Consider the following 26,171-nt stretch of genomic DNA (forward strand, 5'->3'; position numbering starts at 1 on the left):
TATTAAAAAAACATCTTATATAAGGAAGAAACCGCTACAATTCCGGTTAATGCGGCAATTAAGAAATTGATATTTTGAACTATAAAAGTAAGTTTGTGTTCAATTAGCTTGAAAAATTTAGCATATAAGTAAAACACAAAATAAGTTCCAATAGCTGCCGATATTGAAAACAATACAATAGAAATCATATCGTACTGAAACAATTCTTTTGAAGCCATCATTAAACTAGTTAACGCATACCAAGGAATGGCAAACATATTAAACGAAGACATTGCCATTCCGTAAAAAAAACGGTTTCTTTTTGCTTCAATATCAACTTTGATTTCTTTTTGCTTTTTAGCTTTCAAACCCATAATAGTAAAAGCAATCGTCAATATAATAAAAATAATAGTGCCAATTTTTTTCAATCCTTCACTAAAAGCTGGATTAGCATCTAAGAATTTCGCAAAATAAGTTCCTAAAAAACTTTGGATAAAAACCACTACAACCGCTCCTAAAGCAAAATTCAAGGCTTGTTTTTGACTTTCCTTTACACTTATTTTAGCAATTGTCATATTCAACATACCCGGAATAATGATGCCGCCTATGGAAATTATCAAACCTAGAAAAATGGCTAAAACAAACGTCATAAATTGATTTTTATCAAAAGTAAGGAAGAATATTGAAATGAATGTAACAAAGATTACTTAATTCGGAACTTAATATAGGTAATAGGTTTGTTTACTTCTAAATATTGGCTTTCGTAAAACGTTTGAATTCCAGTTACTTCTGCTGGCGCTCCTTCGTTTTTGTAAATATTGTGATTGGCATAAATTACTTCATGACCTAAACCATGCAACAAGCCTAATGTGTAACCGTGCATAAATTCTGAATCGGTTTTTAAATGCATTAATCCGCTTGGTTTTAGGATTTTTTTGTAGCGTTCTAAAAACTCAGCATTTGTCATTCTGTGCTTGGTTCTTTTATATTTGATTTGTGGATCTGGGAAAGTAATCCAAATTTCAGATACTTCGTTTTCAGCAAAAATATGATTGATTAACTCGATTTGCGTTCTCACAAAAGCAACGTTATTCATGCCAGATTCTACCGCAGTTTTTGCACCACGCCAAAATCTTGCCCCTTTAATATCAATTCCAATGAAGTTTTTTTCTGGAAATCTTTCGGCTAAACCAACAGAGTATTCACCTTTTCCACAACCTAATTCTAACACAATTGGATTATCATTTTTAAAGAAATCGCTATTCCATTTCCCTTTTAACAGAAATTGGTCTCCCACCACTTCTTCTCTTGTTGGTTGAAAAACATTAGTAAACGTTTCGTTCTCGCTGAATCTTTTTAATTTATTTTTACTTCCCACTTCTAATTTATTTTGGGCAAAATTAAGGAAATAATTAGCAACACAAATAAACTTTTAATAATGTTTCAATAACCTTAACATTAGATAGGTTTTCGTTTTTTGCATAAAACTTTTATTTTGAAGAAACGTAAAGTTGAAGTGGCTGTTATTTCCGATGTTCATCTTGGAACGTATGGTTGCCATGCGAAAGAATTATTGGATTATTTATCTTCGATAAAACCTAAAATTTTAGTGCTGAATGGTGACATTATTGATATTTGGCAATTTAGAAAATCCTATTTCCCATCCAAACACTTAGAAGTAATTAAAAAAATTATTTCGATGAGTACAAAAGGCACAAAAGTGTACTACATAACCGGAAATCACGATGAATTTCTTAGAAAATTTACCGATTTGCACATGGGAAACATCAGTTTAATTGATAAACTTGTTTTAGAATTAGATCATAAAAGAGCTTGGATTTTTCATGGTGATGTTTTTGATGCTTCGATTACTCAAGCTAAATGGTTAGCCAAATTAGGCGGTTGGGGTTATGATATCTTAATCCTAATCAATAGATTCATCAATTGGGTTTTAGCCCGATTTAACAAAGAACCGTATTCGCTTTCTAAGAAAATTAAAAACAATGTAAAATCTGCTGTTAAATTTATCACTAACTTTGAAAATGTTTGTGTAGAATTGGCAATAGAAAACGACTACGATTATGTAATTTGCGGACATATTCACGAACCCAAAATTGAGTTCATGGAAAATGAAAAAGGAGAAGTTTTCTATTTGAATTCGGGTGATTGGATAGAAAATTTAACGGCTTTGGAATACAACAACAAAAAGTGGAAATTATACCAACACGATAGAAATTTTAGTTCGGAGGAAAATGAGTATAATTTTGAAGATGAAAATAAATTAGCCGAACAATTTATTGCGGTTTTGAAAAAGTAATGAAGAAAAAAATACTCATAGCACCATTAAACTGGGGTTTAGGACATGCCACACGATGTATTCCTATTATAAAAGCATTGGAAGAAAATGGTTTTGAACCCATTATTGCTTCTGACGGAGTAGCTTTAGCTTTATTAAAAAAAGAGTTTCCGAAACTTTTAAGTATTGAATTACCCGCTTATAATATTCAATATGCGGAAAAAGGTAAAAACTTCAAGTGGAAACTAGCACTTCAAATGCCAAAAATGATGTTGGCCATCAAAAAAGAGAAATCAAAAATCAATAGGATTATCGAAAACTATGAAATCGATGGTGTTATTAGCGATAATAGATTAGGCGTTTATTCTTCAAAAGTACCTTCTGTTTTTATTACACATCAATTGAATGTACTTTCTGGAAAAACTTCTTGGTTGACTACCAAATTGCATTTGCGTTATATTTCCAAGTTTGATACTTGTTGGGTTCCTGATGTTTCAAGTGTGGAGAATTTATCTGGAAAATTAGGGCATCCTGAAAAGAAGTTAAATAAAATTTCTTACATCGGTCCGCTAAGTCGCATTGAAAAAAAATCACTTCCCGTTAAATACGATATTATGGTTTTATTATCAGGACCAGAACCGCAACGTACTTTATTGGAAAAAAAACTTACCAAAGAATTAGAAAATAGTTCGAAGGAAATTCTTTTTGTAAAAGGGATAGTTGAATCGCAACAGCAAATTGAGAAAGTAAATTCGATTACGTATTACAATTTCATGAACTCGGAACAATTAAGCACCGCTTTTAACGAAAGTGAATTTGTGGTTTGTCGTTCGGGTTATACTACGGTTATGGATTTAGCAAAATTGGAGAAAAAAGCGTTTTTTATTCCTACGCCTGGTCAATACGAACAAGAATATTTGGCTAAAAAGTTTAAATCGGAAATTGTGGCTCCAAGTTGCAAGCAAGAAAAATTCAAAGCTTCCAAATTAGAAAAAATTCACTTTTACAAAGGATTTAAGGATTTTTCGGTTGACCCGAATTGGAACGAATTATTTCGTCTTTTCCAAGGTAAATGAAAATTCTGAACCAACTCCGATTTGACTTTCTACATAGATTTTTTCATCGTGACCTTCAATGATATGTTTCACGATAGCTAATCCTAAACCTGAACCACCTTCGCTTCTTGCACCACTTTTATCTACTCGGTAAAAACGTTCAAATAAACGTGGAATGTTTTGTTTTTCGATACCTTCACCGTTATCGGTAATTCTTACGATGACTTTATTTTTGGTTAAATCTTCGATTCCAACTTCAGTAGTTCCGCCTTTTTTGCCGTATTTGATAGAGTTTACTACTAAATTCGTAACAACTTGTTGGATTTTTTCTTGATCGGCCATTACCCAAATAGGCTTAGCATATTTCATATCAAAAGTTAAGGTAATGTTTTTGTTTGCTGCTTTCATTTCGAACAAATCAAACACATTTTGAATCACTTCAACAATATTAAAACGAGTTACATCTAGATTGATTTCACCAACTTCTAATTTGGTAATCATATCTAAATCTTTCACGATGTAAATTAGGCGTTCTACACCTTTTTCGGCACGTTCTAAATATTTTGTTCGGATATTTTTGTCTTCCATCGCACCATCAAGAAGTGTAAGCAAATAACCTTGAATCGTAAAAAGTGGTGTTTTTAATTCGTGCGAAACGTTTCCTAAAAATTCTTTTCGGTATTCTTCTCTAATTTTTAAGGTTTCGATTTCTAATTTTTTATCTCGGGCGAACTTTTTTACTTCTTTCGTAAGAGTTGCCATATCAGTTGTTACGGGCTGATTTACATAAGAAGTTGTTTCCAAAAGCGAGACATCATCATAAATTTTCTTAACACGTTTATAGATAAAATGCTCCACTCTAAATTGAATTAAAAAGAATGTCGCCGCATAAAAAATAAGCGAAAAAGCGAAAACAACCAGTAAATTTAATGACTGAACAAAATAATGATACAAAAAAATAGTCGCTAAAAAGAACAAGGTTACGTATAACGATGACTTTAAAGCGAACTTATAAGATTTTTTAAATTTTAATTGCATTAAAATTCGATTTTATATCCCACTCCTTTAATGGTTTTAAAGAAGCTATCTCCAATTTTTTCTCTTAATTTTCTTATGTGAACATCGATGGTTCTTCCACCCACTACTACTTCGTTACCCCAAACTTTATCTAAAATCTCTTCGCGAGTAAACACTTTTCCAGGTTTTGTGGCTAATAAATAGAACAATTCAAACTCTTTACGAGGCAAGATGATTTCTTCGCCCTCTTTAATAATTTTGTATTCTTCTCTGTTGATTTCGATATTTCCTACCGTTAAAGTTGTGGTTGACGAAACGCCTTCTACACCTTTTAATCTTCTTAATAATGCTTGTACTTTACTTACCAAAACCTTTGGCTTGATGGGTTTTGCAATGTAATCATCAGCTCCAGCATCAAAACCAGCAACTTGTGAATAATCTTCGGAACGAGCGGTTAAAAAAGTAATAATTGTATCTTGAAGTTCTGGAATTTTTCTAATGTTTTCACAAGCTTCCATTCCGTCCATTTCAGGCATCATGACATCCATAATGATTAAATGAGGATGTTCTTTTTTTGCTTTTGCGATAGCTTCTTTTCCGTTTGAAGCTGTAACGATTTGATAGCCTTCTTGAGAAAGATTGTATCCTACAATTTCTAAGATATCTTGCTCATCATCAACCAATAAGATCTTAATGTCTTTTTTCTTCATTACAAAATTTGTTATGTTTTGGTTTGTAAAGGTAAAGATAAAATAAAATGTTCAAAGGAGTTTACAATTATTTAATCTATTAACAATTCGGTAACGCATTCACAACTAATTCATAACAGGCAAGTAACTTTACAATAACACTCTGGCAGTTCCTTTGCACCAAAATTTAACAACACAAAATGAAACTACGTTATCTATTATTATCATTATTCTTTTCAGTAGCAATGTTTGCTCAAAATGGAACTGTAACTGGAACTATTTTAGATAAAGAATTTAACAACGAACCTTTACCTTTTGCTAACATAGTAATTAAAGGAACAAAACAAGGAACTTCTACTGATGAGAACGGAAAATATTCAATTTCTCTGAAACCAGGAAACTATACTTTAGTAATTGGATATTTAGGATACGAAACTAAAGAAATTCCATTTACCTTAAAAGCTAATGAGAAAAAAGTAATCAATCATACTCTAGAAGCTAGTGGCGTTCAATTAGCAGATGTTGAAATTATCCAAGTAGTTTCTAAAGAAAAAGAAAGTGCTTTATTGCAAGAACAACAAAAAGCAGTTGAGATTAAACAAAGTATTGGAGCGGAAGAAATTTCTAAAAAGGGAATTGGAGATGTAGCTGCAGCTGTTGCTAAAACATCAGGGATTTCTAAACAAGAAGGTTCAAGCGATATTTTTGTTAGAGGTTTAGGTGATCGTTATAACTCTACTACAATGAATGGATTACCATTACCATCAAATAATCCTTCTACTAAAAACATGTCTTTAGATGTTTTCTCAACTGACATTGTGGAATACATTGGAATTGATAAAACATTCAACTATAAAAACTACGGAGATTTTGCAGGAGCTAATGTGGATATCGTTTCTAAAACTTATAAAGGGAGCGGAATGATTGAAGTAGGAAGTGGTATGAATGCTAATTCAAATGCAATTTCACAAAACAAATTCTATTTGCAAGACGGACCAAATTTTCATGGTTTTAGTAATCAACCTATACCAAGTAATCCTTTAGCCGGTTATAACTTTACTACAAGCTGGGATAAGCAAGCAGCAACTCCAATAGGAAGTTCATTTTATTTAAGAGGTGGAGACTCTTATTCAATAGGCACTAATGGGAAATTAAGTTTCTTTTTAAACACTTCATTCGATAATAATTATAATTATAAAGAAGGAGCAAGAAGAGGTGGTGTTGAAGCAAGTCAGGGTGTGGCCTATAAAGACTTATTTAGAAAAGCATATGAATACCAAACAAGTTCAAATGCTATGGCTAACATTAACTATAAAATAAACAGTAATCATAACATCAAATTAAATACGATGTATATTAATTCTACCTCACAAAAACACGAAGAGTTTACAGGTGTAATTGATATTTTTGATGCAGCACCTGATGGAGGTGGTTATTTATCACGTTCTACTTTTGAAAGAACTTCATTACTTATTAATCAATTATTAGGTAATCATACTTTAAGCAATCGTATTAACTTTGATTGGGGACTTTCATATAATATGATGACAAATGTAATTCCTGATCGTATGCAAAACACATTTGTACCATCAGATAATGATAACCCAACAACATCTCCGCTAATTGTTTCAAACTTAAACAAATCGGACAATCATAGATATTTTCAAGAAATGACTGATGATGAATTAGCTGGAAATTTTACTTTGTCATATAAATTTGGAAAAACAACTGAAGACAAATATAAAGGAAAGTTTATAGCAGGATATAGTGCTAGATATAAAGAAATTAATTTTGATGCAACTCAATTCAACTTCAAAATTAATTCACAACAAGTTATTGATTTGAATAATATTGATGGCTATTTTAACCAAAACAGTTTTAACTTAGGTTATTTCGATATTCAAACATTTAGAGGTGGTTTAAGCGCTCCAAATGCATTAGATCCTCAAAATTTTAATGGTCAACAAATTATTTCTGCAGGTTTCGGAGCTATTGAATACCAGTTTACACCAAAGTTATTTGTAATTGCTGGTTTCCGTTCCGAATATATTATTCAAGATATTTTTTACAGCACCTCATTGAAATCAGGTAAAAAATTATCTGACACTATGGAATATTTACCTTCGTTAACAGCAAAATATGAAATTAATGAAAAACAAAATGTAAAATTTGCTGCAAGTAAAACTTATACATTACCTCAATTTAAAGAAAGAGCTCCTTTCTTATTTGAAGAAGTTGGGCAAAGTTTCTTTGGAAATGAAAACTTATACAACTCTACTGATTATAACTTTGATCTAAAATGGGAAATGTATCCTAAAAATGGTGAAGTTATATCATTTACAGGATTTGGAAAATATATTCAAAATCCAATTAATCAAGTTACAGTTGCTTCTGCCACAAATGATATTTCTTGGGTAAACTCAGGCGAAAAAGCAATTGGTTTAGGAGTTGAAGGTGAATGGAGAAAAAATATTATTTCAAGAGAAAATAACACAACTGGTGAAAAAACTAACTTAGGATTTGGATTAAATGTATCTTATCTATTTACAAATCAAGATTTGGATACTCAAAAAGTAATTGAAGAAAATCCTGGAATTAGCGTAGCATTTACAAATAAAGATTCAAGACTTACAGGTGCTTCTGATTTATTAGTAAACTCAGATATCAGTTTCAACAAAGATTTCAAAAATGATAGATCATTAACCGCAACTTTAGCTGGAGGTTATTTTTCAGATAGAATTTATGCGCTTGGTGTTACTGGAAAAGGAGATTTAGTAGACAGTGAAGTAATTACTTTAGACTTTGTTTTAAAATATAAAGTAAACAAAAATATTGGGTTTGGATTTAGCGCAAAAAATTTAACCGACCCTACCATTGAAAGAACGCAAGACATTCAAAATGTTGTAGTTGACTCTTACAAAAAAGGTAGAAACTTTAGTATTTCAATGAAATATTCTTTCTAAACATTTAATTTACAATAAATAAATATTAGGCAGATTTTATTCCGAAATCTGCCTATATTTTTAATAAACTAATAACATTAGGATAAACACTAAAAAACAATTCAAGTCTACATTTGTTTCAACAAATTAAATAACACAAAAATGAAAAATTTACTTTTATCAGCTTTAGCTATAGCTGTTTTAACTTTCACTTCTTGTTCAAGAGAAGAAGAATCTGATAACAACAATAATGCTGTAACTATTAATCCAGCAGATTTTAAAGGAGAATTATTAGCAGGACAATCTGCTACATTAGACCCTACACAAGTATACAACTTAACAGGTTCATTTATCGTTAGAGGTGGTGCAACTTTAACCATTCCAGCTGGAACTAGAATTGAAGCTACTGGTGGAACAGCATCATACATTGCAATTGCACAAGATGGATTACTTTATGTTAACGGAACATCTACTAATCCGGTAGTAATGACAAGTGGAAATGCTGTTAAGGCAACTGGTGATTGGGGTGGATTAGTAATTTGCGGTAGAGCAAACACAAACAAAGGTGGTTCTACAGGTCAAACAGCTACTTCTGAAGTAGGAGATTTAACATATGGTGGTACAGAAAATACTGATAGCTCTGGAGTTATTCGCTACTTAAGAGTAGAATATACAGGTGCTGCTTTTAATGCAACTAAAGAATTTAATGGAGTATCATTATTTGGTGTTGGTAGTGGAACAGTTTTTGAATATGTCCAAGCTTACAAAAGTGGTGATGATGGAATTGAATTTTTTGGAGGTTCTGTTAATCCAAGATATTTAATTGCTTTACATAGTGAGGATGATGCGGTTGACTTTGCAGATGGTTTCTCTGGAACAATTGATTATGTGTTCATCAAAGATGTAGCAAAAGCAGGAGTTGAAGGTTCAAACAATGGAGACAATGGAGCTGCAACTCCAACAACAAACGCAACATTAAAAAACTTTACAATCTTAAAAGGAAGTTTAGCTGGTTCTGAGCACGGAATGTTCTTAAAAGAAGGTACTGGAAAATGGAATTGTCAAAACATCTACATTGATGGATTTACAAAAGGTTTAAAAATCAAATCAGCTGCTGAAGACCCAAGTTCTAACACAAACGTTGATAATGGTTTTGTTACTTTCAACCCTATCTATTTTGGAGCAACAATAACTACACAATCTGAGTATGCAGGCACAAACACAACGTATTTAACTGTAGGAACAAACACTGGTGCTGGAAATAGTGGTGAAACACCAAGCTGGGCAACTGGTTGGACTACCGGCTTCTAAAGAACAAAAAAACACAATAAAATCCCTCATAAAGAGGGATTTTTTATTTGGCATTGTATTTGCTTTAAAAAAATCATTACCTTTACACTCAATAATAGTTGCACATGAAAAAAAAATACTTTTATATTTTTCTTCTTATGTTTTTGTTTTCTTTCAGCCTTAAAGCACAAGAGAACAAATCTGCTGTTGCAACTAAAACTCAAGAACCTACAATTGAGGGCTTAGCCATTTACCCAAATCCCGTAAACTCTGGGAAAATTTACATTACTACCAAATCGTCTTTAGACAAAAAAGTAGAAATTTTTAATGTACTTGGGAAAAAAGTACTAGAAACGGTAATTACTTCAAAAGAAGTAAATGTGAGTAATTTAGCAGCCGGAGTTTACATCATCAAAATTAAAGAGGGTGATGCTACTGCTACTAGAAAACTTATAATCAACTAGTATTAATTCAATATTTATTTTCTCCTTAAAGAAATTGAGGTGAGTTTTTGTTCGTATTTATTAACCCTTAATATTTTATTCTATGAGAAAAATCTACTCTTCTCTTTTTACAGTTTTTGCTGTTGTTATGTCTTTCGGACAATCTTTTACTGGAACTTATAATTTTGCAGCGGTTTCTAACGGCAGTTCTGGTTTAATTGATCCAACTCCAGTTCCTACATTTACAGGAATAACATTTGGAAGTTTTTCAGCTACAAATCCTGTAGCTACACAACCTGGTGCTAATGGCCGTTTTGTTTTTGACAATCAACCTTTAGGAGCAGCAAATGGAGCCACTTATGCTGCATTAACAGGTAGTGTAAGCGCAACAACTTATTACGAAGTAACTTTAACACCTCAAGCAGGTTATTCTGTTGATTTAACTTCGATTACTTTCACAACGCAACGCTCAAATACTGGAGTGAGAACCTACGTTGTTCGTTCAAGTGTTGATGGATATGTTGCAAATTTACCAGCATCTATTTCACCTGCAAACGCCAATTTAATTGCTCAACCAGGCAATATATTCTTTTTTAATGCGGACAACAACAGCAGTCAAACAGGAAGCACCATTAATCTTAGTGGTTTTAATGGCTTGACTTCTCCAATAACTTTTAGATTTTACGGATATAATGCAGAAGCAAGTGGAGGCAATTTTAGTATTGATGACGTGGTTATTTCAGGAAACATAAATACTTTGAGTGTTGCTGATAATAACATTGAAGGTTTAAGAATGTATCCAAATCCATTATCTGGAAATACATTACATTTAACTTCAACCCAAAATTTAAACATGACTATTCAAATTATTGACACCTTGGGAAAAACTATCTTAAAATCCGAAGTTATTAATAACAGTGTAAACATTTCAAGTTTAAATTCAGGAGTTTATATTATAAAAATAACCGAAGACAACAAAACGGCATTAAGAAAATTAATAGTTAACTAAATAAACATCTCATAAAAACTATAAAGACACTTTAAACAGTGTCTTTTTTTCTACACAAACCACTTTTAACATACTAAACATCTGCTAAAAACTTATTTTTCAGATAATTAAAAAGCAAAAAATATAAAATTAATTTAAACTTAACATCTTTTTATTAGAAAGAAATTTAATTTGTTTTTATCTTTGTGTTCAATTTAAATTCATATCAACATGAAAAAACTTTACACCTTATTATTAATAGCAGTTTGTACTTTGTCATTTGGACAAGTTTTCTACTCTGAAAACATGGGAACACCAGGTGGAACCACAGCAATTGCTGCTAATACATTCCAAAACACATCTCCAATTTTATATTCTGGAACTGCAGATGTTAGAGCATCAACAGTATCTTCTGGATATACTGGTGCATCAGCCGGTGGTAATGTTTATTTTGCAAGCAATACAACCAACTTTTTTTTAATTGAAGGAATTAATACTTCAGCATACAACACTGCAGATTTACAACTTAGTTTTGGACACCATAAAAACACAACTGCAGGTAATAACGAACTAATAGTTGAAGTTAGTACAAACGGTACTACTTTTACTCCGCTTACCTACTCTAGAACAACTGGTGCCGGAACAGCAAATTGGACATTAATAACAATAACCTCTGGAATTCCAAGCACAAACAATTTAAGAATTCGTTTTACTCAATCCTCTGCAACTACACAATTTAGAATTGATGATGTGAAGCTAAATTCTGTTTCTGCTTCTTGTACTCTTTCTCTAGGAACAGCTGTAACCGCTTGCTTAGCATCTACTTCAGCTTTAGACAATTACACAGTAACTATCCCATATACTGGTGGAGCTAATGCAACTTACACTATAACAACTTCTGGAACAGTATCAGGAGATAATCCAACATCTGTAGCTGCAGGAAATATTGTTGTCACCTTTACTGAAGGAACTGCTTATTCTGTTACTATAACAGGCGGAACTTGTAACTTAAATGCCTCTGGAGCAAGTCCTGAATGTAAGATTCCAAATACCCTACCATTTTCAGAACCATTTAATTACACAGCAAGTTCTGCATTAAGTAGTTCCCAAAAATGGACCAATATTTCTTTAGGATCTGATGAAATTTTAGCTACAGCCTCAAATCTAACTTACACAGGTATTACCTCTACTGGCGGATCAATTACCTTCGCTGGAACTGGAAGCGACACAAAAGCTCCATTCACAACGGTTAATTCAGATGTAATTTACGCTTCTTTCTTATCTAGTGTAACTGATATTACTGGAGTTACAGGCGTTTCATATTTTGCTATCTTATCCGACGTATCAAACTCATTCACTACTGCTAGAATTTGGATTAAAAATGACGGAACTCAGTATCAATATGGCTTAAGTCCAACTACATCTGCTGCAGACATAGTTTGGTCAACTAATCTATATAATGTTGGAACAACACAATATTTAGTTTTAAGACATAACTTTTCATCTAACACTCTTTCATTATTTGAAAATCCAACAATTGGTGGTACTGCTAGCTCTACAGTAAATGTAACACCAACAGTTGCAATTACAAATTTCGCAGGTTTTGTATTAAGACAAGAATCAGCTACTACAACACCAGTAATGATAATTGATGAATTAACTATTAATACAGTTCCAAACTTTACATTATCATCTTCTTCTTTTAACTCAATAGAAGGATTAAGCATGTATCCAAATCCTCTAAAAGGAAACACATTATTCATAACTTCTGCTACCAATGCTGACATGTCTGTTCAAATTTTTGATTTATTAGGTAAAGAGGTAATAAAAACTAATGTAATCAACAATACAATAAACGTTACCAACTTACAAGCAGGTGTTTATGTAGTTAAAATTACCGAAGAAGGTAAAACCGCAACAAGAAAATTAGTTATTCAATAATTAGTTTTAATACCATAATTAAAAGCGCCAATAATGTTGGCGCTTTTTTTATTTAAAAAAACTGAAAATTAAGCTATTAATTAAAAAATAGTCTATAAATTTGCCACCCCAATTAAAAATTTTCACAAATGAAAAAACTTTACATTTTATTTTTATTAACCTTCTCATTATTAACTTTTTCTCAAGGTTCTATAAACTTTGACGACACGGCTAAATGGTCAGCAACTACTCCTGATAGTTATGGAAATCATACTTATACAGATGGTATATTCACAATGTCTGGAACTGACGTACTTAGAAATAGCACGGCACTTCAAGATGCTGTAGCAGGTGCATTAGGAACATACTCTGTTAGACTTAGAAATAATGCAACAACCAATATCATTATGACAATTGCTTCAGGCGGAGTGGGAACATTCAGTTTTCAAGCAAGAAGATGGGACGGTACACCAGCAACTGATTTTACTGTAGAATATTCGACCGACAATGGTACAAGTTGGACTTTTTCATCAACAATTAACGCAACTGTCACAACAGATTCCAATTGGAAAACAATCAATGGTACTATTAATAGCCCAAATGCAAATATTCAAATCAGAGTAAAATCAAATTCTGTTAATGAAAGACTAATGGTTGATGATTTTTCTTGGACAGCTTCAAGTTCTGCTCCAAGTATTATCATAACATCACCATCAAATGGAACTTCATACAATCCAACTATCAATAGTGTTAACATTGGATTATCAATAGCAAATTTCAATGTTGCAAACGGAACAGGCGATGGACACATTAGATACTCTGTTAATGGAGGCGCTGGAGTAATGAAATATGATACAACCCCTATTTCACTAACAAGCTTAACACCGGGAGCATATTCTGTTTTTGTTGAATTAGTAAATAATTCAAATAACCCTATTTCTCCAGCTAAAAATGCTACTGTAACTTTCAACATTGACTCTTATGTTGTTGTTCCAAATATTGCAGCTGTTAGAAATCATGTTATTGCTAATGGCGCTGGAAAATATTACCATATAACTGGGCAAGCAATAGTAACTTACGCTAGAACAACTAGAAATCAAAAATATGTTCAAGATAGCTCTGCTGCTATTTTGATTGACGACAATACAACTGTTATTACAAATCCATTTGTAATCGGAGATGGAATGACAGGATTAAAAGGTCAAACATCACTATTCAATGGAACACTACAATTATTACCTTTAGAGAATATTTCAGTTTCATCAACAGGTAATGTAATTACTCCGGAGGTTGTAACAATAGCTGCAATAACAGGAAACATTGAGGCATACGAAAGTGAATTAGTAAGATTAAATGCTGTTACCTTCTTAGAAGGAAATGGATCAAACACATTTATAAATCCACCTGCTACTAATTATAACTTATCAGATGGAACTAATACAATTACTTTTAGAACAGCATTTGTTGAATCTGACTACATCGGACAATTAGTGCCTTCTGGATCTAGAAATCTTTCGGTTTTAGTAACAGACTTCGCTGGAACACCTCAAGTTACAGCACGTTCAATCGCAGATACGAATTTATCAGTAAGAGGTTTTGACGCAATCGATGGTTTAAAAATGTATCCAAACCCATTAAAAGGAAATACATTATACCTAACTTCAACTGCTAATGCTGAGATGTCAGTTCAAATTTTTGACATAGTTGGAAAAGAAGTTGTAAAATCAAACGTAATGAATAACACTGTAAATATTTCTGGTTTAAACGCTGGAGTTTACATTGTGAAAGTTACAGAAGAAGGTAAAACGGCTACAAGAAAATTAGTTATTCAATAATTAATTTTAATAACATATTGAAAAGCATCAACGAAAGTTGGTGCTTTTTTAGTTATGACAAATTTGTTTCCTATTTTTGCACCATGATTTCACAAGAAGATATTTTCCAAATTGGCTCTAAAAAAGAATTTGAAAAAATTACTTTAAAGGTATTTCGTCATCAGTACGATAACAATTTGGTGTACCAACAATTTTGCAACTTCTTGAAGAAAGACAAAACCAATGTGAAATCCTTAACAGAAATTCCATTTTTACCCATTCAGTTTTTTAAAAGTCATAATGTGTTAAGTTCGTCTGAAACTATTCAGCAAACATTTACCAGTAGCGGAACAACTGGAATGCAAACTAGTAAACACTTAGTTACCGATGTAAGTTGGTACGAAATGAGTTACCGTTTAGGATTTTCAGAATTCTACGGAAATATTGAAGATTATTACGTTTTAGCATTACTTCCATCCTATTTAGAGCGCGAAGGTTCATCGTTAATATATATGGTAGAAGATTTAATCCAAAGCAGTAATCATGAAGATTCTGGATTTTATTTGAACAACTACGACGAATTGATTTCTAAATTGATTGAGTTGGATAATTCAGGTCAAAATGTGATTTTAATTGGAGTTACTTATGCTTTATTGGATTTGATTGAGAAGCAAAAATTCCAATTAAAAAATACTATTATCATGGAAACGGGTGGTATGAAAGGCAAACGAAAAGAAATGATTCGCGAAGAACTCCACTCCATTTTATGCAACGGATTCGGTGTTTCTAAAATTCATTCTGAATATGGCATGACTGAATTACTTTCGCAAGCGTATTCTCTTGGTGATGGCATTTTCGAATGTCCACCATGGATGCAAATTTTAGTTCGCGATACAGAAGATGCATTAACTTATGTTTCCGAAGGAAAAACGGGTGGGATTAACGTGATTGATTTAGCAAATATCAATTCATGTTCGTTTATTGCTACGCAAGATTTGGGAAAAAAATATCCCAACCATTCTTTCGAAGTGTTGGGACGTTTTGATAATTCCGATATTCGTGGTTGCAACCTGATGGTTATTTAACCTTAATTACATAATAATTTTTCTTTCCTTTTTGTAACAACAAGAATTGATTGTTGATTAAATCTTCTTTCGTAATGATTTTATCTTCCCCAACTTTTTCTTTATTTAAGGAAATTGAGTTTTGTTTCAATTCTCTACGCGCATCACTATTAGAAGCTAAGAAATTGGTTTTAGCAGCTAATGCAGCGATCATATCCAAACCTGCATTCAAATCTTCCATTGAAATTTCAGCTTGAGGAACACCATCAAAAACTTCTAAAAACGTTTTCTCATCTAACTTTTTCAATTCATCCATCGTTGGACTAAAAAACGCATTTGAAGCTGCGATTGCATTTTCTAAATCTGCTTGCGAATGAACCATTACAGTAATTTCCTCTGCTAAACGTTTTTGTAACGCTCTTAAATGAGGTGCTTCGTTGTGTTCTGCAATTAATTTTTCAATCGTTTCTTTATCTAAGAACGTGAAAATCTTAATGTATTTTTCAGCATCAACATCCGAAGTATTTAACCAGTATTGGTAAAATTTGTAAGGAGAAGTTCTTTCTGCATCTAACCAAATATTTCCACCTTCTGATTTTCCAAATTTTGTCCCATCTGCTTTTGTAATCAACGGACAAGTTAACGCATACGCTTTCCCAGATTCAATTCTACGAACTAATTCTGTTCCTGTTGTGATATTTCCCCATTGGTCACTTCCACCCATTTGTAGCGTACATTTTTTTGCACGGTATAAATGTAAAAAGTCGTAACCTTGAACTAATTGGTAAGTAAATTCCGTAAACGACATTCCTTCTGAAGTTTCTCCAGACAAACGTTTTTTAACTGAATCTTTCGCCATCATATAATTCACGGTAATGTGTTTTCCCACATCACGAATGAATCCTAGGAAAGAAAATTCTTTCATCCAATCGTAGTTGTTTACTAATTCTGCAGCATTAGGTTCCGCAGAAGTAAAATCTAAAAAACGAGCCAATTGCCCTTTAATCGCTTCTTGATTATGACGCAAAGTAGCTTCGTCTAGCAAATTTCTTTCGTTAGATTTTCCTGATGGGTCACCAATCATTCCGGTTGCTCCACCTACAAGCGCTAATGGTTTATGACCACTCAATTGGAAATGCTTCAACAACATCACTCCAACTAAATGTCCTATATGCAATGAATCGGCGGTTGGATCAATCCCCACATACGCCACACGCATCTGCTCCATCAAATGTTCTTCGGTGCCTGGCATTACGTCGTGGAGCATTCCTCTCCAAGTCACTTCTTCAATAAAATTTTTCATGATTCTTAAATAATTTGAGCAAAGATAGTTTTTAGTTTAAAAGTTTAAAAGTTTGAAGGTTTAAAAGTTAGTCCATCTTTAAAAGAATTGTTATTTTTACATCATGATTTTAGTCACAGGAGCAACAGGTTTAGTAGGTTCGCATTTATTAGTGCAACTTCTTCAAGAAAATGAGGAAGTCAAAGCGTTATTTCGTTCCGAAAAACAAATTGAAAAAGTAAAAAATGTTTTTGCTTATTATAATCAAACTAGGCTTTTTGATAAAATCAATTGGGTAAAAGGCGATATTACTGATATTCCGTCCTTAGAAATTGCTTTTGAAAATATCACTCATGTTTATCATTGTGCTGCTTTGATTTCGTTTGACCCAAATGACGAAGACGAACTTCGAAAAATCAATATTGAAGGAACAGCTAATGTGGTAAATTGTTGTATTGATTTTGGCATCAAAAAACTTTGTCACGTAAGTTCAATTGCAGCTTTAGGAAACCCAAAAGAACACGAAGCTACTATCACAGAAGAAACCGAATGGAATCCAGAAGAATTACACAGTGATTATGCGATTACAAAATACGGCGCTGAAATGGAAGTTTGGCGTGGACATCAAGAAGGCTTAGAAGTCGTAATTGTAAATCCAGGAGTTATTTTTGGTTACGGCTTTCCGAAAAAAGGAAGCGATGTGATAATTCAATCCGTTAAAAAAGGATTATCATTTTATACCAAAGGTAACATTGGAATTGTTGCTGTTGAAGATGTAACAAAATACATGATTCAACTTATGAAAAGTTCAATAAATGGCGAACGCTATACTTTAGTTGGTGAAAATATTTCGACAAAAGCATTGCTTGACTTTATTGCAGCAGAATTGAAAGTAAAAAAACCATACATTGAAGCAACAAAATGGATGACATCTATTGCTTGGCGAATGGATTGGTTGATTTCAAAATTAGTAAATCGAAAAAGAAAACTAGCTAGAAGTATTGCAACTTCATCACATGCTACAATCACTTTTGACACATCAAAAATTGAATCGGAATTGAATATTATTTTTCAAAAAAAAGAAACGTATCTAAGGACTATTCTACAGGAACGTAAATTTGTTTCTCACCATTAGTATTATTTGCTTTATTAGAAGAATCTTGTTTTCCTCTATTTTTTTCTTGTTCTAATCTTTCGATTACTTTTTTATAAATTTTTTTATACTTTCGAGCATTTGCTGCATAATATCTCTGGTTTTGTCGATAGGTAACACTATCTATTTTATATTTATCTAAAATATATTTGTCCATTTCAATATTATATTCAGTAAACTTGTAAGGCATAGAGCCGTCTGCAGCTTGAAGTATTGAAATATCAAAAATAATATCTACCATAACTTCCTCATCCAACAAATTATCAGGCGTAGGTGCAGGATTCTTAGAACAAGAAGCAACAAATAAAGCAACAAATAAAATTAGCAACTGTTTCATTATATTTCTCTTTCAAATAATAATCGTTGGCCTACTTTTAAATCTTTCACTTTACCATTGTGATAAACTAATTTTCCGTTAACAAAAGTATGCGTTACTCTAGATTTGAAGTTATATCCTTCAAAAGGCGACCAACCACATTTATATAAAATATTTTCTTTTTTTACATTCCAAGGCAAATAAGCATTTACGATAGCAATATCAGCATAATATCCTTCCTTAATAAATCCTCTTTTCTCGATTTTGAAAATCTTTGCCGGATTGTGACACATTTTTTCAACAATCTTTTCTACCGAAATTTTTCCTTGATGATGCGCTTCAAACATAGCTACAACAGCATGCTGAACTAATGGTCCACCAGAAGGACATGTCATGTAGGGATTGATTTTTTCTTCTAAAGTATGTGGAGCATGATCAGTTGCAATCACATCAATTCTGTCATCTAATAACGCTTTCCATAACGCGTCTTTATCTTCTTGTGTTTTTACAGCTGGATTCCATTTGATTAATGACCCTTTCGTTTCATAATCAGCATCGGTAAACCATAAATGATGTACACAAACTTCGGCAGTAATTTGTTTTTGCTCTAACGGAATTTTATTGGTAAACAATTCCATTTCTTTTGCAGTTGACAAGTGAAACACATGCAAACGCGCACCTGTTTTCTTTGCTAATTCAATCGCTTTAGAAGAAGACAAATAACAAGCTTCTGCGCTTCTTATTAAGTGATGGTATTTCATCGGAATATCATCTCCGAATTCCTCTCTATATTTTTGAGTATTGGCTTTAATTGTAGCTTCATCTTCACAATGAACCGCAATTAACATTTTTGTTGAAGAGAAAATCTTTTCTAAAACTTCAGGATTATCTACCAACATATTTCCTGTTGAAGAACCTAAAAACAATTTAATTCCAGCAACATTTCTTGGATTTGTTTTTAAAACTTCCTCTAAGTTATCATTGGTTCCTCCCATCATAAACGAATAATTCGCATACGATTTTTGAGAAGCAATTTGATATTTATCTTCTAAAAGTTCTTGAGTAACAGCATTTGGAACTGTATTTGGTTGTTCTATAAACGAAGTTATTCCGCCAGCAACCGCCGCTCTACTTTCCGTTTCGATGTTTCCTTTATGCGTAAGCCCTGGCTCTCTAAAATGCACTTGATCGTCAATTGCTCCAGGCATTACATAACTTCCTTCCGCATCAATAATAACACAATCCGACGATTTTGGGCTTATTTTTTCGGCAATCTCTTTAATGAATTCATTCTCAATTAAAATATCACCTTCAAAAATAGCTCCTTCATTAACAATTTTGGCATTTCGAATTAAAACAGTACTCATTATAATCTATTAAATATTTTTCTTAACCTCAACATTATTACTCCCACTACGGCTTCGCGGATAATTCCTCCACTCATTTTGGATTGTCCTTTTGTTCTATCAGTAAAAATGATAGGAACTTCAACAATTTTAAAATTCTTTACGAAAGCGCGATATTTCATTTCAATCTGAAACGCATAACCCACAAATTTTATTTTATCCAAATTGATAGCTTCTAAAACTTGTCTTCTGTAACATTTGAATCCTGCAGTAGCATCTGCAATTTTCATACCTGTTATCATTCGAACGTAAACGGAAGCAAAATAAGATAGTAAAACACGACTCAAAGGCCAATTTACCACATTAACTCCGTTAGAATATCGGGAACCAATGGCAACATCGGCACCATTTTCACAAGCAGCTAACAACTTTTCTAAATCATTTGGATTGTGGGAAAAATCGGCATCCATTTCAAAAATATAATCATATCCATGAGAAAGCGCCCATTTAAACCCAGCCACATAAGCTGTACCCAAACCCGATTTTTTCATACGTACTTTTAAATGCAATCGCGTAGGATATTCCTCTTGCATTTCTTTCACTTTTGCTGCTGTACCATCAGGCGAATTGTCATCTACGATTAAAACATGAAAAGAAGTAGGTAAAGACAAAACTGCCTTTACAATTGCTTCAATATTTTCAATTTCGTTAAAAGTTGGAATTACAACAATACCCTGAGCCATAAAAAATCTTGTATTTCAACTGCAAAAATAAGCTATTTCTTGCTGACAATTCTTAATAATTTTATAATAATGAAAGTGACACTATTTTTTGTAATTTTGCGCCAATTATGTTAGCAATTCAATTACACGACAGAATCATCGAAAGCAAAGATTGGGCAACCATCTTGTTTATTATCTGCGTGGCTATAATTGCCATTAACAAAACCATATCTTCTGTTCGCTTTAACGAGTTTGTTCGATTGGCTTATTCCGATAAATACACCAAAATTTATCGCGATAGTAGTAACTTAATGAGCGGTTTTACAATTTCGATGTTTGTTTTACAATTAATTTCTTTTTCTTTTTTTACTTTATTGGTTTTAAATCAATTTAATAGAGCTGAAAAAACGGACTTGATTATTTACATTCAGATCTTCACTTTTTTGAGTGTTTTTATTCTTTCTAAATTCTTAATTGAGAAAATTATAGCAACGGCTTTTAAAATTGAAGAATTCAACGAGCAATTTAACTTACTAAAAGTAAATTACAGAGCTTATTTTGGATTCATTTTATTACCTGTTAATATCATTTTATTTTACAATTCGTTTGATTCGGATTGGTTTTTTTGGACATTATTGATTACCCTAATCACTATAAACATCACTACTTACTTGGTTGCATTGAAATTGTATCAAAATTTACTATTACGTAAAATATTTTATTTTATTTTATATCTTTGCACCCTTGAAATAGCACCTTACTATTTTATTTATAATTGGTTTACAAAAAATTAGAGAGAAATATGTCAAATTTGAAAGTGAAAACAATATTAGTTTCACAACCAGAGCCTAAAGTAGAAAATTCTCCGTATTTTGAGCTTCAAAATAAACTGAAAGTAAAGGTTGATTTTCGACCTTTCATCCATGTAGAAGGTGTTCCGGCTAAAGAAGTTCGCGCTCAAAAAATCGACTTAAATAACTATACTGCCATCATATTAACGAGTAGAAATGCTGTAGATCACTTTTTCAGAGTGGCCGAAGAAATGCGCTACAAAGTGCCAGAAGATTTAAAATATTTCTGCCAGTCTGAAGCGGTTGCATTTTACTTACAACGTTATGTAGTATACAGAAAGAGAAAAATTTATGTGGGTCAAAAAGACTTCGCTGATTTAGCTCCGCTAATTAAGAAATATAAAGACGAAAAATTCTTATTACCAAATACCGACCAATTAAACGCCGATGTTCCACAAACATTAGATGGTTTAAAAGTAGAATGGAAACAAGGTATTTTCTACAGAACAGTAATGAGTGATTTATCAGACTTAAAAGATGTTTATTACGACATTTTAGCATTCTTTAGTCCAACAGGAATTAAATCATTATTCAAAAATTTCCCTGATTTTCAACAAAACAATACTAGAATTGCTGTTTTTGGAGAAACCACTAAAAAAGAAGCTTTAGAACACGGTTTACGTGTTGACATCATGGCGCCAAGTCCTGGAACACCATCGATGACAGGAGCTTTAGAAAAATATGTAGCTGAAGCTAACAAAGGAAAATAAAAACAAACAAAAATATATAGAACCCAAATTCGAAAGAGTTTGGGTTTTTTGTTTGATTAATACCAATAAAAAAGTCCCGAAAACTTCGGGACTTTTTACTATATAATTTAATTTCTTTAATTACAATTGAGGACCAGCTGCCACTAAAGATTTTCCTTCTTCGTTATCTGTATATTGAACGAAGTTTTTAATAAATCTTGAAGCTAAATCTTCAGCTTTCGTTTGCCATTCAGCTGCATCAGCATAAGTATTTCTTGGATCTAAAATATTAGTATCTACATTTGGCAAAGCGGTAGGAACTACAAAATTAAATACTGGAACTGTTTTAGTTTCCGCATTTTCGATAGAACCATCTAAAATAGCATCAATGATTGCTCTTGTATCTTTAATTGAAATACGTTTTCCTGTTCCGTTCCAACCTGTATTAACCATGTAAGCTGTAGCGTTGTGTTGCTCCATTTTCTTAACTAACTCTTCACCGTATTTTGTTGGGTGTAATGATAAGAATGCTTTTCCGAAACAAGCAGAGAATGTTGGTTCTGGTTGTGTTACTCCTCTTTCAGTTCCTGCTAATTTAGCTGTAAATCCTGATAAGAAGTAATATTTAGTTTGCTCTGGAGTTAATTTAGAAACTGGAGGCATTACCCCGAAGGCATCTGCAGTTAAGAAAATAACTTTAGTAGCGTGACCTGCTTTAGAAACTGGTCTTACAATATTTTCAATATGATTAATTGGGTAAGAAACACGAGTATTTTGTGTAACTGAACCATCTTTGAAATCAATTTTTCCGTTAGCATCAACGGTTACGTTTTCTAACAACGCATCTCTTTTGATCGCTCCAAAGATGTCTGGCTCGTTTTCTTTACTTAAATCGATAGTTTTAGCATAACATCCACCTTCGAAGTTGAAAACACCGTCATTATCCCATCCGTGCTCGTCGTCTCCGATTAATTCACGTTTTGGATCTGTTGATAACGTAGTTTTTCCTGTTCCAGATAATCCGAAGAAAACAGCAACATCGCCATCTTTTCCTTTGTTAGCTGAACAGTGCATAGAAGCAATTCCTTGTAATGGTAAGTAATAGTTCATCATAGAGAACAATCCCTTTTTCATTTCACCACCGTACCAAGTTCCACCAATTAATTGGATTTTCTCAGTTAAGTTGAATGCTACATATACTTCCGAATTTAATCCGTGAGCTGCATAATCTTTGAAACTTGTTTTTGAACCGTTCATTACAATGAAATCTGGTTCACCAAAGTTTTCTAATTCTGCTTCTGTTGGACGGATGAACATGTTTTTTACAAAGTGTGCTTGCCATGCTACTTCCATGATGAAACGAACTTTCAATCTTGTGTTTTCGTTTGCACCACAAAAAGCGTCAACAACGTATAATTTTTTATTTGATAATTGCTTTACCGTAGTTTCTTTTAAAGCATTCCAAGTATCTTGAGAAATTGGTTTGTTATCGTTAGCCGCTTTATCAGAATTCCACCAAATTGTGTTTTCTGTAACGCTATCTTTAACAATATATTTGTCTTTAGGAGAACGACCTGTGAATTCACCCGTCATTACGTTTACCGCGCCAAGTTCTGACAACTGACCTCTTTCAAAACCCTCTAAAGCTGGGTTTAATTCTTCATTATATAAGTAATCGTATGAAGGATTGTATATGATTTCTGATACATTAACGATTCCGTACTTTTCTAACGAAATCGATTTCGTAGTTTGAGCATTCGTATCCATAAAATTAGGTTATGTTGTGTTTAAAATAAAGTGCAAAATTATAAATTAAATTTGAGATAGCATTTTAATTTAGTGTTTTTTAGATAAAACCGCATAAAATAAGTATCCCCAAGCCGAAACTAAGAACAAACCTCCAATTGGCGTTATTGGTCCTAAAAATTTCGTCTTTAAATTAGTGATTGTATTTGTTGCTAAAAAATAAATCGAGCCTGAAAAAAACAAAACACCAATGATTGTTAAATAAAAAATAATAGAACGTTCTTTCTCTCCTAAAAAAGTAAAAGTTCCAATAAAAAGTAAAAACAACGCGTGATACATTTGATAACGCACTCCTACCTCAAATGTTGCCAATTGCTCCACCGAAAGTACTTTCTTTAATCCATGAGCTCCAAAAGCTCCTAAAATTATAGCTGTAACTCCTAAAATAGCAGCAACCAACAGTATTTTCTTATCCATTTTATAAAATTTGAGACCAAAGATAGCAAAAGTTTTTATGTTAAATTATGACATAAATCAAGAAAATGTTTTCATAAATATAACATTTTACTATCTTCGTGTGATATTTTTACAACACATCCAAAGATGAGACATATTTTAGTCATTGGAGCAGGACGTTCTGCTTCATCTCTTATAAAATACCTTTTAGACCATTCAGAAGCTGAAAATCTTCAAGTTACTATTGGTGATTTGTCAGAAGAATTGGCAAAACAAAAGACCAACAATCATAAAAACGCCAGATCAATTGCTTTTAATATTTTCAATGAAGCGCAACGAAAAGAAGAAATTCAAAAAGCAGATGTGGTTGTTTCGATGTTACCTGCACATTTGCATTTAGAAGTAGCTAAAGATTGTATTACTTACAAAAAACATATGGTAACCGCATCTTATATTAGTCCAGCAATGCAAGAATTAGATGCTGCAGCTAAAGAAAATGGTTTGGTTTTTATGAATGAAATTGGGCTTGACCCTGGAATCGACCACATGAGTGCGATGAAAGTATTGGATGAAATTCGCGAAAAAGGCGGAAACATCATTTTATTCGAATCGTTCTGTGGTGGTTTAGTGGCTCCTGAAAGCGATACCAATTTATGGAATTACAAATTTACTTGGAATCCTAGAAATGTAGTATTAGCTGGACAAGGTGGTGCAGCAAAATTTATTCAAGAAGGCACTTATAAATACATTCCTTACACGAAATTATTCAGAAGAACCGAGTTTTTAGAAGTAGAAGGCTACGGAAGATTTGAAGCGTATGCAAATAGAGATTCTTTAAAATACAGAAGCGTTTACGGATTAGACAATGCCTTAACTTGTTACCGAGGAACAATTAGAAGAGTTGGGTATTCAAGAGCTTGGGATATTTTAGTACAACTAGGAATGACTGACGATTCATACACAATTGACAATTCGGAAAACATGACGTATCGTGAATTCACCAATTCGTTTTTACCTTATCACCCAACCGATACTGTGGAAATCAAATTACGTCATGCACAAAAAATTGACCAAGATGATATCATTTGGGATAAATTAGTGGAAATTGATTTATTTAATCCGAACAAAAAAATTGGTTTAATAAAAGCAACTCCAGCACAAATTTTAGAAAAAATCTTGTCTGAAAAATGGGCTTTAGAACCAAATGATAAAGATATGATTGTGATGTATCACAAATTTGGTTACGAACTAAACGGTGAGAAAAAACAAATTGATTCTACCATGGTTTGCATTGGTGACGATCAAACGTATACCTCAATGGCAAAAACAGTTGGACTTCCTGTTGCAATTGCCACATTGAAAATCTTAAACAAAGAAATTACAACTCCTGGAGTTCAATTACCAATTACAAAAGAAGTGTACAATCCTATCTTGAAAGAATTAGAAGATTACGGTGTAATTTTCAAAGAAACTGAAGTTCCGTATTTAGGATACAATCCACTAAATATAAAGAATTAAGTAATTATAATTCAAAATAGAAAATCCGAAATCGTAACTGGTTTCGGATTTTTTTATTTGGTTTGAAATTGATTTTGTACTTTTACTTTCAAATCAATTGAAAATGAAGATAAATCACTTACAAATTGAAATCGACGGAATCGACAAAGAAATCCTTCGTGATTTAATGGAAGACGCGCGTAAACCTATTTTACAAATTGCGAATAAAATTGGGATTTCAGGTGCTGCAATTCATCAACGTTTACGTAAATTAGAACAAGCGGGTGTGATTTCGGGTTCGAAATTTATTGTGGACACAAAAGTTTTGGGTTATAGTACGATGGCTTTCATTGGAATTTATCTAGAAAAAGCATCAAGTAATCCAGAAGTGGTAAAAGAATTGAAAAAAATTCCAGAAGTTTTGGAATGTCATTATACAACCGGAAATTGGAGTATTTTAATCAAAATTATTTGTCGAGATAACGAACATTTGATGCAATTACTCAACAAGAAAATTCAACCTATTGATGGTGTTTCGAGAACAGAAACTTATATTTCTTTGGAACAGCAAATTGAAAGACAAATTCAGTTGTAAATTTCAATTACAATTTCAAAA

Annotated in this window: 24 protein-coding genes; 14 read left to right on the plus strand and 10 right to left on the minus strand. The window is 32.5% G+C overall.

Annotated elements, in window-relative coordinates:
• Positions 1 to 2 precede the first annotated feature (2 nt).
• Entirely contained in the window at positions 3 to 683 is a 681-nt protein-coding gene (locus IM755_RS02210) for a LysE family transporter (protein WP_317172430.1), read from the minus strand.
• The gene (gene trmB / locus IM755_RS02215) at positions 683 to 1,357 is read right to left on the minus strand and encodes a tRNA (guanosine(46)-N7)-methyltransferase TrmB (RefSeq protein ID WP_194093422.1); all 675 of its coding nucleotides are present in this window, start codon (positions 1,355 to 1,357) and stop codon (positions 683 to 685) included. Before trmB ends, IM755_RS02210 begins: the two co-directional genes overlap by 1 nt.
• Before the next feature lie 117 nt (positions 1,358 to 1,474).
• On the opposite strand from trmB, the gene IM755_RS02220 reads away from it, so the two are divergent.
• Both IM755_RS02220 and IM755_RS02225 read left to right on the plus strand, forming a co-directional pair.
• Positions 1,475 to 2,296: a UDP-2,3-diacylglucosamine diphosphatase gene (locus IM755_RS02220; RefSeq protein WP_194093423.1), complete on the plus strand. Its 822-nt coding sequence runs from the start codon at positions 1,475 to 1,477 to the stop codon at positions 2,294 to 2,296.
• Complete coding sequence (locus IM755_RS02225) at positions 2,296 to 3,351, plus strand: glycosyltransferase (RefSeq protein WP_194093424.1); 1,056 nt, start codon at positions 2,296 to 2,298, stop codon at positions 3,349 to 3,351. Before IM755_RS02220 ends, IM755_RS02225 begins: the two co-directional genes overlap by 1 nt.
• Here the strand turns inward: IM755_RS02225 and IM755_RS02230 are convergent.
• Together IM755_RS02230 and IM755_RS02235 are read right to left on the minus strand one after the other, a co-directional pair.
• Positions 3,325 to 4,368, minus strand: a complete 1,044-nt coding sequence (locus IM755_RS02230) for a sensor histidine kinase (protein WP_194093425.1) — start codon at positions 4,366 to 4,368, stop codon at positions 3,325 to 3,327. The two genes, IM755_RS02225 and IM755_RS02230, sit on opposite strands and share 27 nt — an antisense overlap.
• Complete coding sequence (locus IM755_RS02235; protein ID WP_194093426.1) at positions 4,368 to 5,057, minus strand: response regulator transcription factor; 690 nt, start codon at positions 5,055 to 5,057, stop codon at positions 4,368 to 4,370. Before IM755_RS02235 ends, IM755_RS02230 begins: the two co-directional genes overlap by 1 nt.
• A 179-nt stretch (positions 5,058 to 5,236) precedes the next feature.
• Here IM755_RS02235 and IM755_RS02240 point away from each other — a divergent pair, with 179 nt between their 5' ends.
• The 7 genes from IM755_RS02240 (at position 5,237) to IM755_RS02270 (ending at position 15,518) form a co-directional block, all read left to right on the plus strand.
• Positions 5,237 to 7,999 carry a TonB-dependent receptor gene (locus IM755_RS02240; RefSeq protein WP_194093427.1) on the plus strand — a complete coding sequence of 921 codons (2,763 nt, stop codon included), beginning with the start codon at positions 5,237 to 5,239 and terminating at the stop codon, positions 7,997 to 7,999.
• Between the two features lie 141 nt (positions 8,000 to 8,140).
• Positions 8,141 to 9,289, plus strand: a complete 1,149-nt coding sequence (locus IM755_RS02245) for a hypothetical protein (protein WP_194093428.1) — start codon at positions 8,141 to 8,143, stop codon at positions 9,287 to 9,289.
• A 104-nt stretch (positions 9,290 to 9,393) separates the two neighbouring features.
• Positions 9,394 to 9,732 carry a T9SS type A sorting domain-containing protein gene (locus IM755_RS02250; protein WP_194093429.1) on the plus strand — a complete coding sequence of 113 codons (339 nt, stop codon included), beginning with the start codon at positions 9,394 to 9,396 and terminating at the stop codon, positions 9,730 to 9,732.
• An 82-nt stretch (positions 9,733 to 9,814) separates the two neighbouring features.
• The gene (locus tag IM755_RS02255; protein ID WP_194093430.1) at positions 9,815 to 10,720 is read left to right on the plus strand and encodes a T9SS type A sorting domain-containing protein; all 906 of its coding nucleotides are present in this window, start codon (positions 9,815 to 9,817) and stop codon (positions 10,718 to 10,720) included.
• Between the two features lie 210 nt (positions 10,721 to 10,930).
• A complete protein-coding gene (locus tag IM755_RS02260) occupies positions 10,931 to 12,640 on the plus strand; it encodes a T9SS type A sorting domain-containing protein (protein ID WP_194093431.1) in 1,710 nt (569 codons plus the stop codon).
• Between the two features lie 128 nt (positions 12,641 to 12,768).
• Positions 12,769 to 14,454, plus strand: coding sequence for a T9SS type A sorting domain-containing protein (locus IM755_RS02265; RefSeq protein ID WP_194093432.1), 1,686 nt, complete (start codon positions 12,769 to 12,771; stop codon positions 14,452 to 14,454).
• An 83-nt stretch (positions 14,455 to 14,537) separates the two neighbouring features.
• Entirely contained in the window at positions 14,538 to 15,518 is a 981-nt protein-coding gene (locus IM755_RS02270) for a LuxE/PaaK family acyltransferase (RefSeq protein WP_194093433.1), read from the plus strand.
• On the opposite strand, the gene tyrS is transcribed toward IM755_RS02270, so the two are convergent.
• Positions 15,511 to 16,800 (minus strand): tyrosine--tRNA ligase, encoded by a 1,290-nt coding sequence (gene tyrS / locus IM755_RS02275; RefSeq protein WP_194093434.1) that lies wholly within the window; start codon positions 16,798 to 16,800, stop codon positions 15,511 to 15,513. The genes IM755_RS02270 and tyrS overlap by 8 nt on opposite strands.
• Before the next feature lie 103 nt (positions 16,801 to 16,903).
• On the opposite strand from tyrS, the gene IM755_RS02280 reads away from it, so the two are divergent.
• Entirely contained in the window at positions 16,904 to 17,914 is a 1,011-nt protein-coding gene (locus IM755_RS02280) for an NAD-dependent epimerase/dehydratase family protein (RefSeq protein ID WP_194093435.1), read from the plus strand.
• Here IM755_RS02280 and IM755_RS02285 read toward each other — a convergent pair.
• From IM755_RS02285 to IM755_RS02295, 3 genes are read right to left on the minus strand one after another with little or no spacing between them, the layout of a single operon-like run.
• Complete coding sequence (locus tag IM755_RS02285; protein WP_194093436.1) at positions 17,877 to 18,269, minus strand: DUF4296 domain-containing protein; 393 nt, start codon at positions 18,267 to 18,269, stop codon at positions 17,877 to 17,879. The two genes, IM755_RS02280 and IM755_RS02285, sit on opposite strands and share 38 nt — an antisense overlap.
• The gene (locus IM755_RS02290) at positions 18,269 to 19,615 is read right to left on the minus strand and encodes a dihydroorotase (protein ID WP_194093437.1); all 1,347 of its coding nucleotides are present in this window, start codon (positions 19,613 to 19,615) and stop codon (positions 18,269 to 18,271) included. Before IM755_RS02290 ends, IM755_RS02285 begins: the two co-directional genes overlap by 1 nt.
• Complete coding sequence (locus tag IM755_RS02295) at positions 19,615 to 20,337, minus strand: polyprenol monophosphomannose synthase (protein WP_194093438.1); 723 nt, start codon at positions 20,335 to 20,337, stop codon at positions 19,615 to 19,617. Before IM755_RS02295 ends, IM755_RS02290 begins: the two co-directional genes overlap by 1 nt.
• Before the next feature lie 107 nt (positions 20,338 to 20,444).
• On the opposite strand from IM755_RS02295, the gene IM755_RS02300 reads away from it, so the two are divergent.
• Together IM755_RS02300 and IM755_RS02305 are read left to right on the plus strand one after the other, a co-directional pair.
• Positions 20,445 to 21,110, plus strand: coding sequence for a DUF4271 domain-containing protein (locus IM755_RS02300; protein ID WP_194093439.1), 666 nt, complete (start codon positions 20,445 to 20,447; stop codon positions 21,108 to 21,110).
• Between the two features lie 17 nt (positions 21,111 to 21,127).
• The gene (locus tag IM755_RS02305; RefSeq protein WP_026724456.1) at positions 21,128 to 21,877 is read left to right on the plus strand and encodes a uroporphyrinogen-III synthase; all 750 of its coding nucleotides are present in this window, start codon (positions 21,128 to 21,130) and stop codon (positions 21,875 to 21,877) included.
• A 120-nt stretch (positions 21,878 to 21,997) separates the two neighbouring features.
• On the opposite strand, the gene pckA is transcribed toward IM755_RS02305, so the two are convergent.
• Together pckA and IM755_RS02315 are read right to left on the minus strand one after the other, a co-directional pair.
• The gene (gene pckA, locus IM755_RS02310) at positions 21,998 to 23,623 is read right to left on the minus strand and encodes a phosphoenolpyruvate carboxykinase (ATP) (protein ID WP_194093440.1); all 1,626 of its coding nucleotides are present in this window, start codon (positions 23,621 to 23,623) and stop codon (positions 21,998 to 22,000) included.
• A gap of 69 nt (positions 23,624 to 23,692) precedes the next feature.
• Positions 23,693 to 24,079, minus strand: a complete 387-nt coding sequence (locus IM755_RS02315) for a DUF423 domain-containing protein (RefSeq protein ID WP_026724459.1) — start codon at positions 24,077 to 24,079, stop codon at positions 23,693 to 23,695.
• Positions 24,080 to 24,205: 126 nt separating this feature from the next.
• Between IM755_RS02315 and IM755_RS02320 the strand changes: the two genes are divergently transcribed.
• Positions 24,206 to 25,576: a saccharopine dehydrogenase family protein gene (locus tag IM755_RS02320; RefSeq protein WP_194093441.1), complete on the plus strand. Its 1,371-nt coding sequence runs from the start codon at positions 24,206 to 24,208 to the stop codon at positions 25,574 to 25,576.
• A gap of 103 nt (positions 25,577 to 25,679) precedes the next feature.
• Positions 25,680 to 26,150 carry an Lrp/AsnC family transcriptional regulator gene (locus IM755_RS02325; RefSeq protein WP_026724461.1) on the plus strand — a complete coding sequence of 157 codons (471 nt, stop codon included), beginning with the start codon at positions 25,680 to 25,682 and terminating at the stop codon, positions 26,148 to 26,150.
• The last annotated feature ends 21 nt before the right edge of the window (positions 26,151 to 26,171 follow it).

The sequence above is a fragment of the Flavobacterium proteolyticum genome (genome assembly GCF_015223105.1).
Lineage (GTDB): Bacteria > Bacteroidota > Bacteroidia > Flavobacteriales > Flavobacteriaceae > Flavobacterium > Flavobacterium proteolyticum.

Bases quoted from the DNA above. Each gene is read 5' to 3' on its own strand.
- IM755_RS02280 (WP_194093435.1), top strand. From the start codon at position 16,904: ATGATTTTAGTCACAGGAGCAACAGGTTTAGTAGGTTCGCATTTATTA.
- IM755_RS02245 (WP_194093428.1), top strand. From the start codon at position 8,141: ATGAAAAATTTACTTTTATCAGCTTTAGCTATAGCTGTTTTAACTTTC.
- IM755_RS02235 (WP_194093426.1), bottom strand. From the start codon at position 5,057: ATGAAGAAAAAAGACATTAAGATCTTATTGGTTGATGATGAGCAAGAT.
- IM755_RS02240 (WP_194093427.1), top strand. From the start codon at position 5,237: ATGAAACTACGTTATCTATTATTATCATTATTCTTTTCAGTAGCAATG.
- IM755_RS02300 (WP_194093439.1), top strand. From the start codon at position 20,445: ATGTTAGCAATTCAATTACACGACAGAATCATCGAAAGCAAAGATTGG.
- IM755_RS02325 (WP_026724461.1), top strand. From the start codon at position 25,680: ATGAAGATAAATCACTTACAAATTGAAATCGACGGAATCGACAAAGAA.
- IM755_RS02290 (WP_194093437.1), bottom strand. From the start codon at position 19,615: ATGAGTACTGTTTTAATTCGAAATGCCAAAATTGTTAATGAAGGAGCT.
- IM755_RS02255 (WP_194093430.1), top strand. From the start codon at position 9,815: ATGAGAAAAATCTACTCTTCTCTTTTTACAGTTTTTGCTGTTGTTATG.
- tyrS (WP_194093434.1), bottom strand. From the start codon at position 16,800: ATGAAAAATTTTATTGAAGAAGTGACTTGGAGAGGAATGCTCCACGAC.
- IM755_RS02270 (WP_194093433.1), top strand. From the start codon at position 14,538: ATGATTTCACAAGAAGATATTTTCCAAATTGGCTCTAAAAAAGAATTT.
- IM755_RS02265 (WP_194093432.1), top strand. From the start codon at position 12,769: ATGAAAAAACTTTACATTTTATTTTTATTAACCTTCTCATTATTAACT.
- IM755_RS02315 (WP_026724459.1), bottom strand. From the start codon at position 24,079: ATGGATAAGAAAATACTGTTGGTTGCTGCTATTTTAGGAGTTACAGCT.
- IM755_RS02225 (WP_194093424.1), top strand. From the start codon at position 2,296: ATGAAGAAAAAAATACTCATAGCACCATTAAACTGGGGTTTAGGACAT.
- IM755_RS02285 (WP_194093436.1), bottom strand. From the start codon at position 18,269: ATGAAACAGTTGCTAATTTTATTTGTTGCTTTATTTGTTGCTTCTTGT.
- pckA (WP_194093440.1), bottom strand. From the start codon at position 23,623: ATGGATACGAATGCTCAAACTACGAAATCGATTTCGTTAGAAAAGTAC.
- IM755_RS02295 (WP_194093438.1), bottom strand. From the start codon at position 20,337: ATGGCTCAGGGTATTGTTGTAATTCCAACTTTTAACGAAATTGAAAAT.
- IM755_RS02320 (WP_194093441.1), top strand. From the start codon at position 24,206: ATGAGACATATTTTAGTCATTGGAGCAGGACGTTCTGCTTCATCTCTT.
- IM755_RS02260 (WP_194093431.1), top strand. From the start codon at position 10,931: ATGAAAAAACTTTACACCTTATTATTAATAGCAGTTTGTACTTTGTCA.
- IM755_RS02230 (WP_194093425.1), bottom strand. From the start codon at position 4,368: ATGCAATTAAAATTTAAAAAATCTTATAAGTTCGCTTTAAAGTCATCG.
- IM755_RS02250 (WP_194093429.1), top strand. From the start codon at position 9,394: ATGAAAAAAAAATACTTTTATATTTTTCTTCTTATGTTTTTGTTTTCT.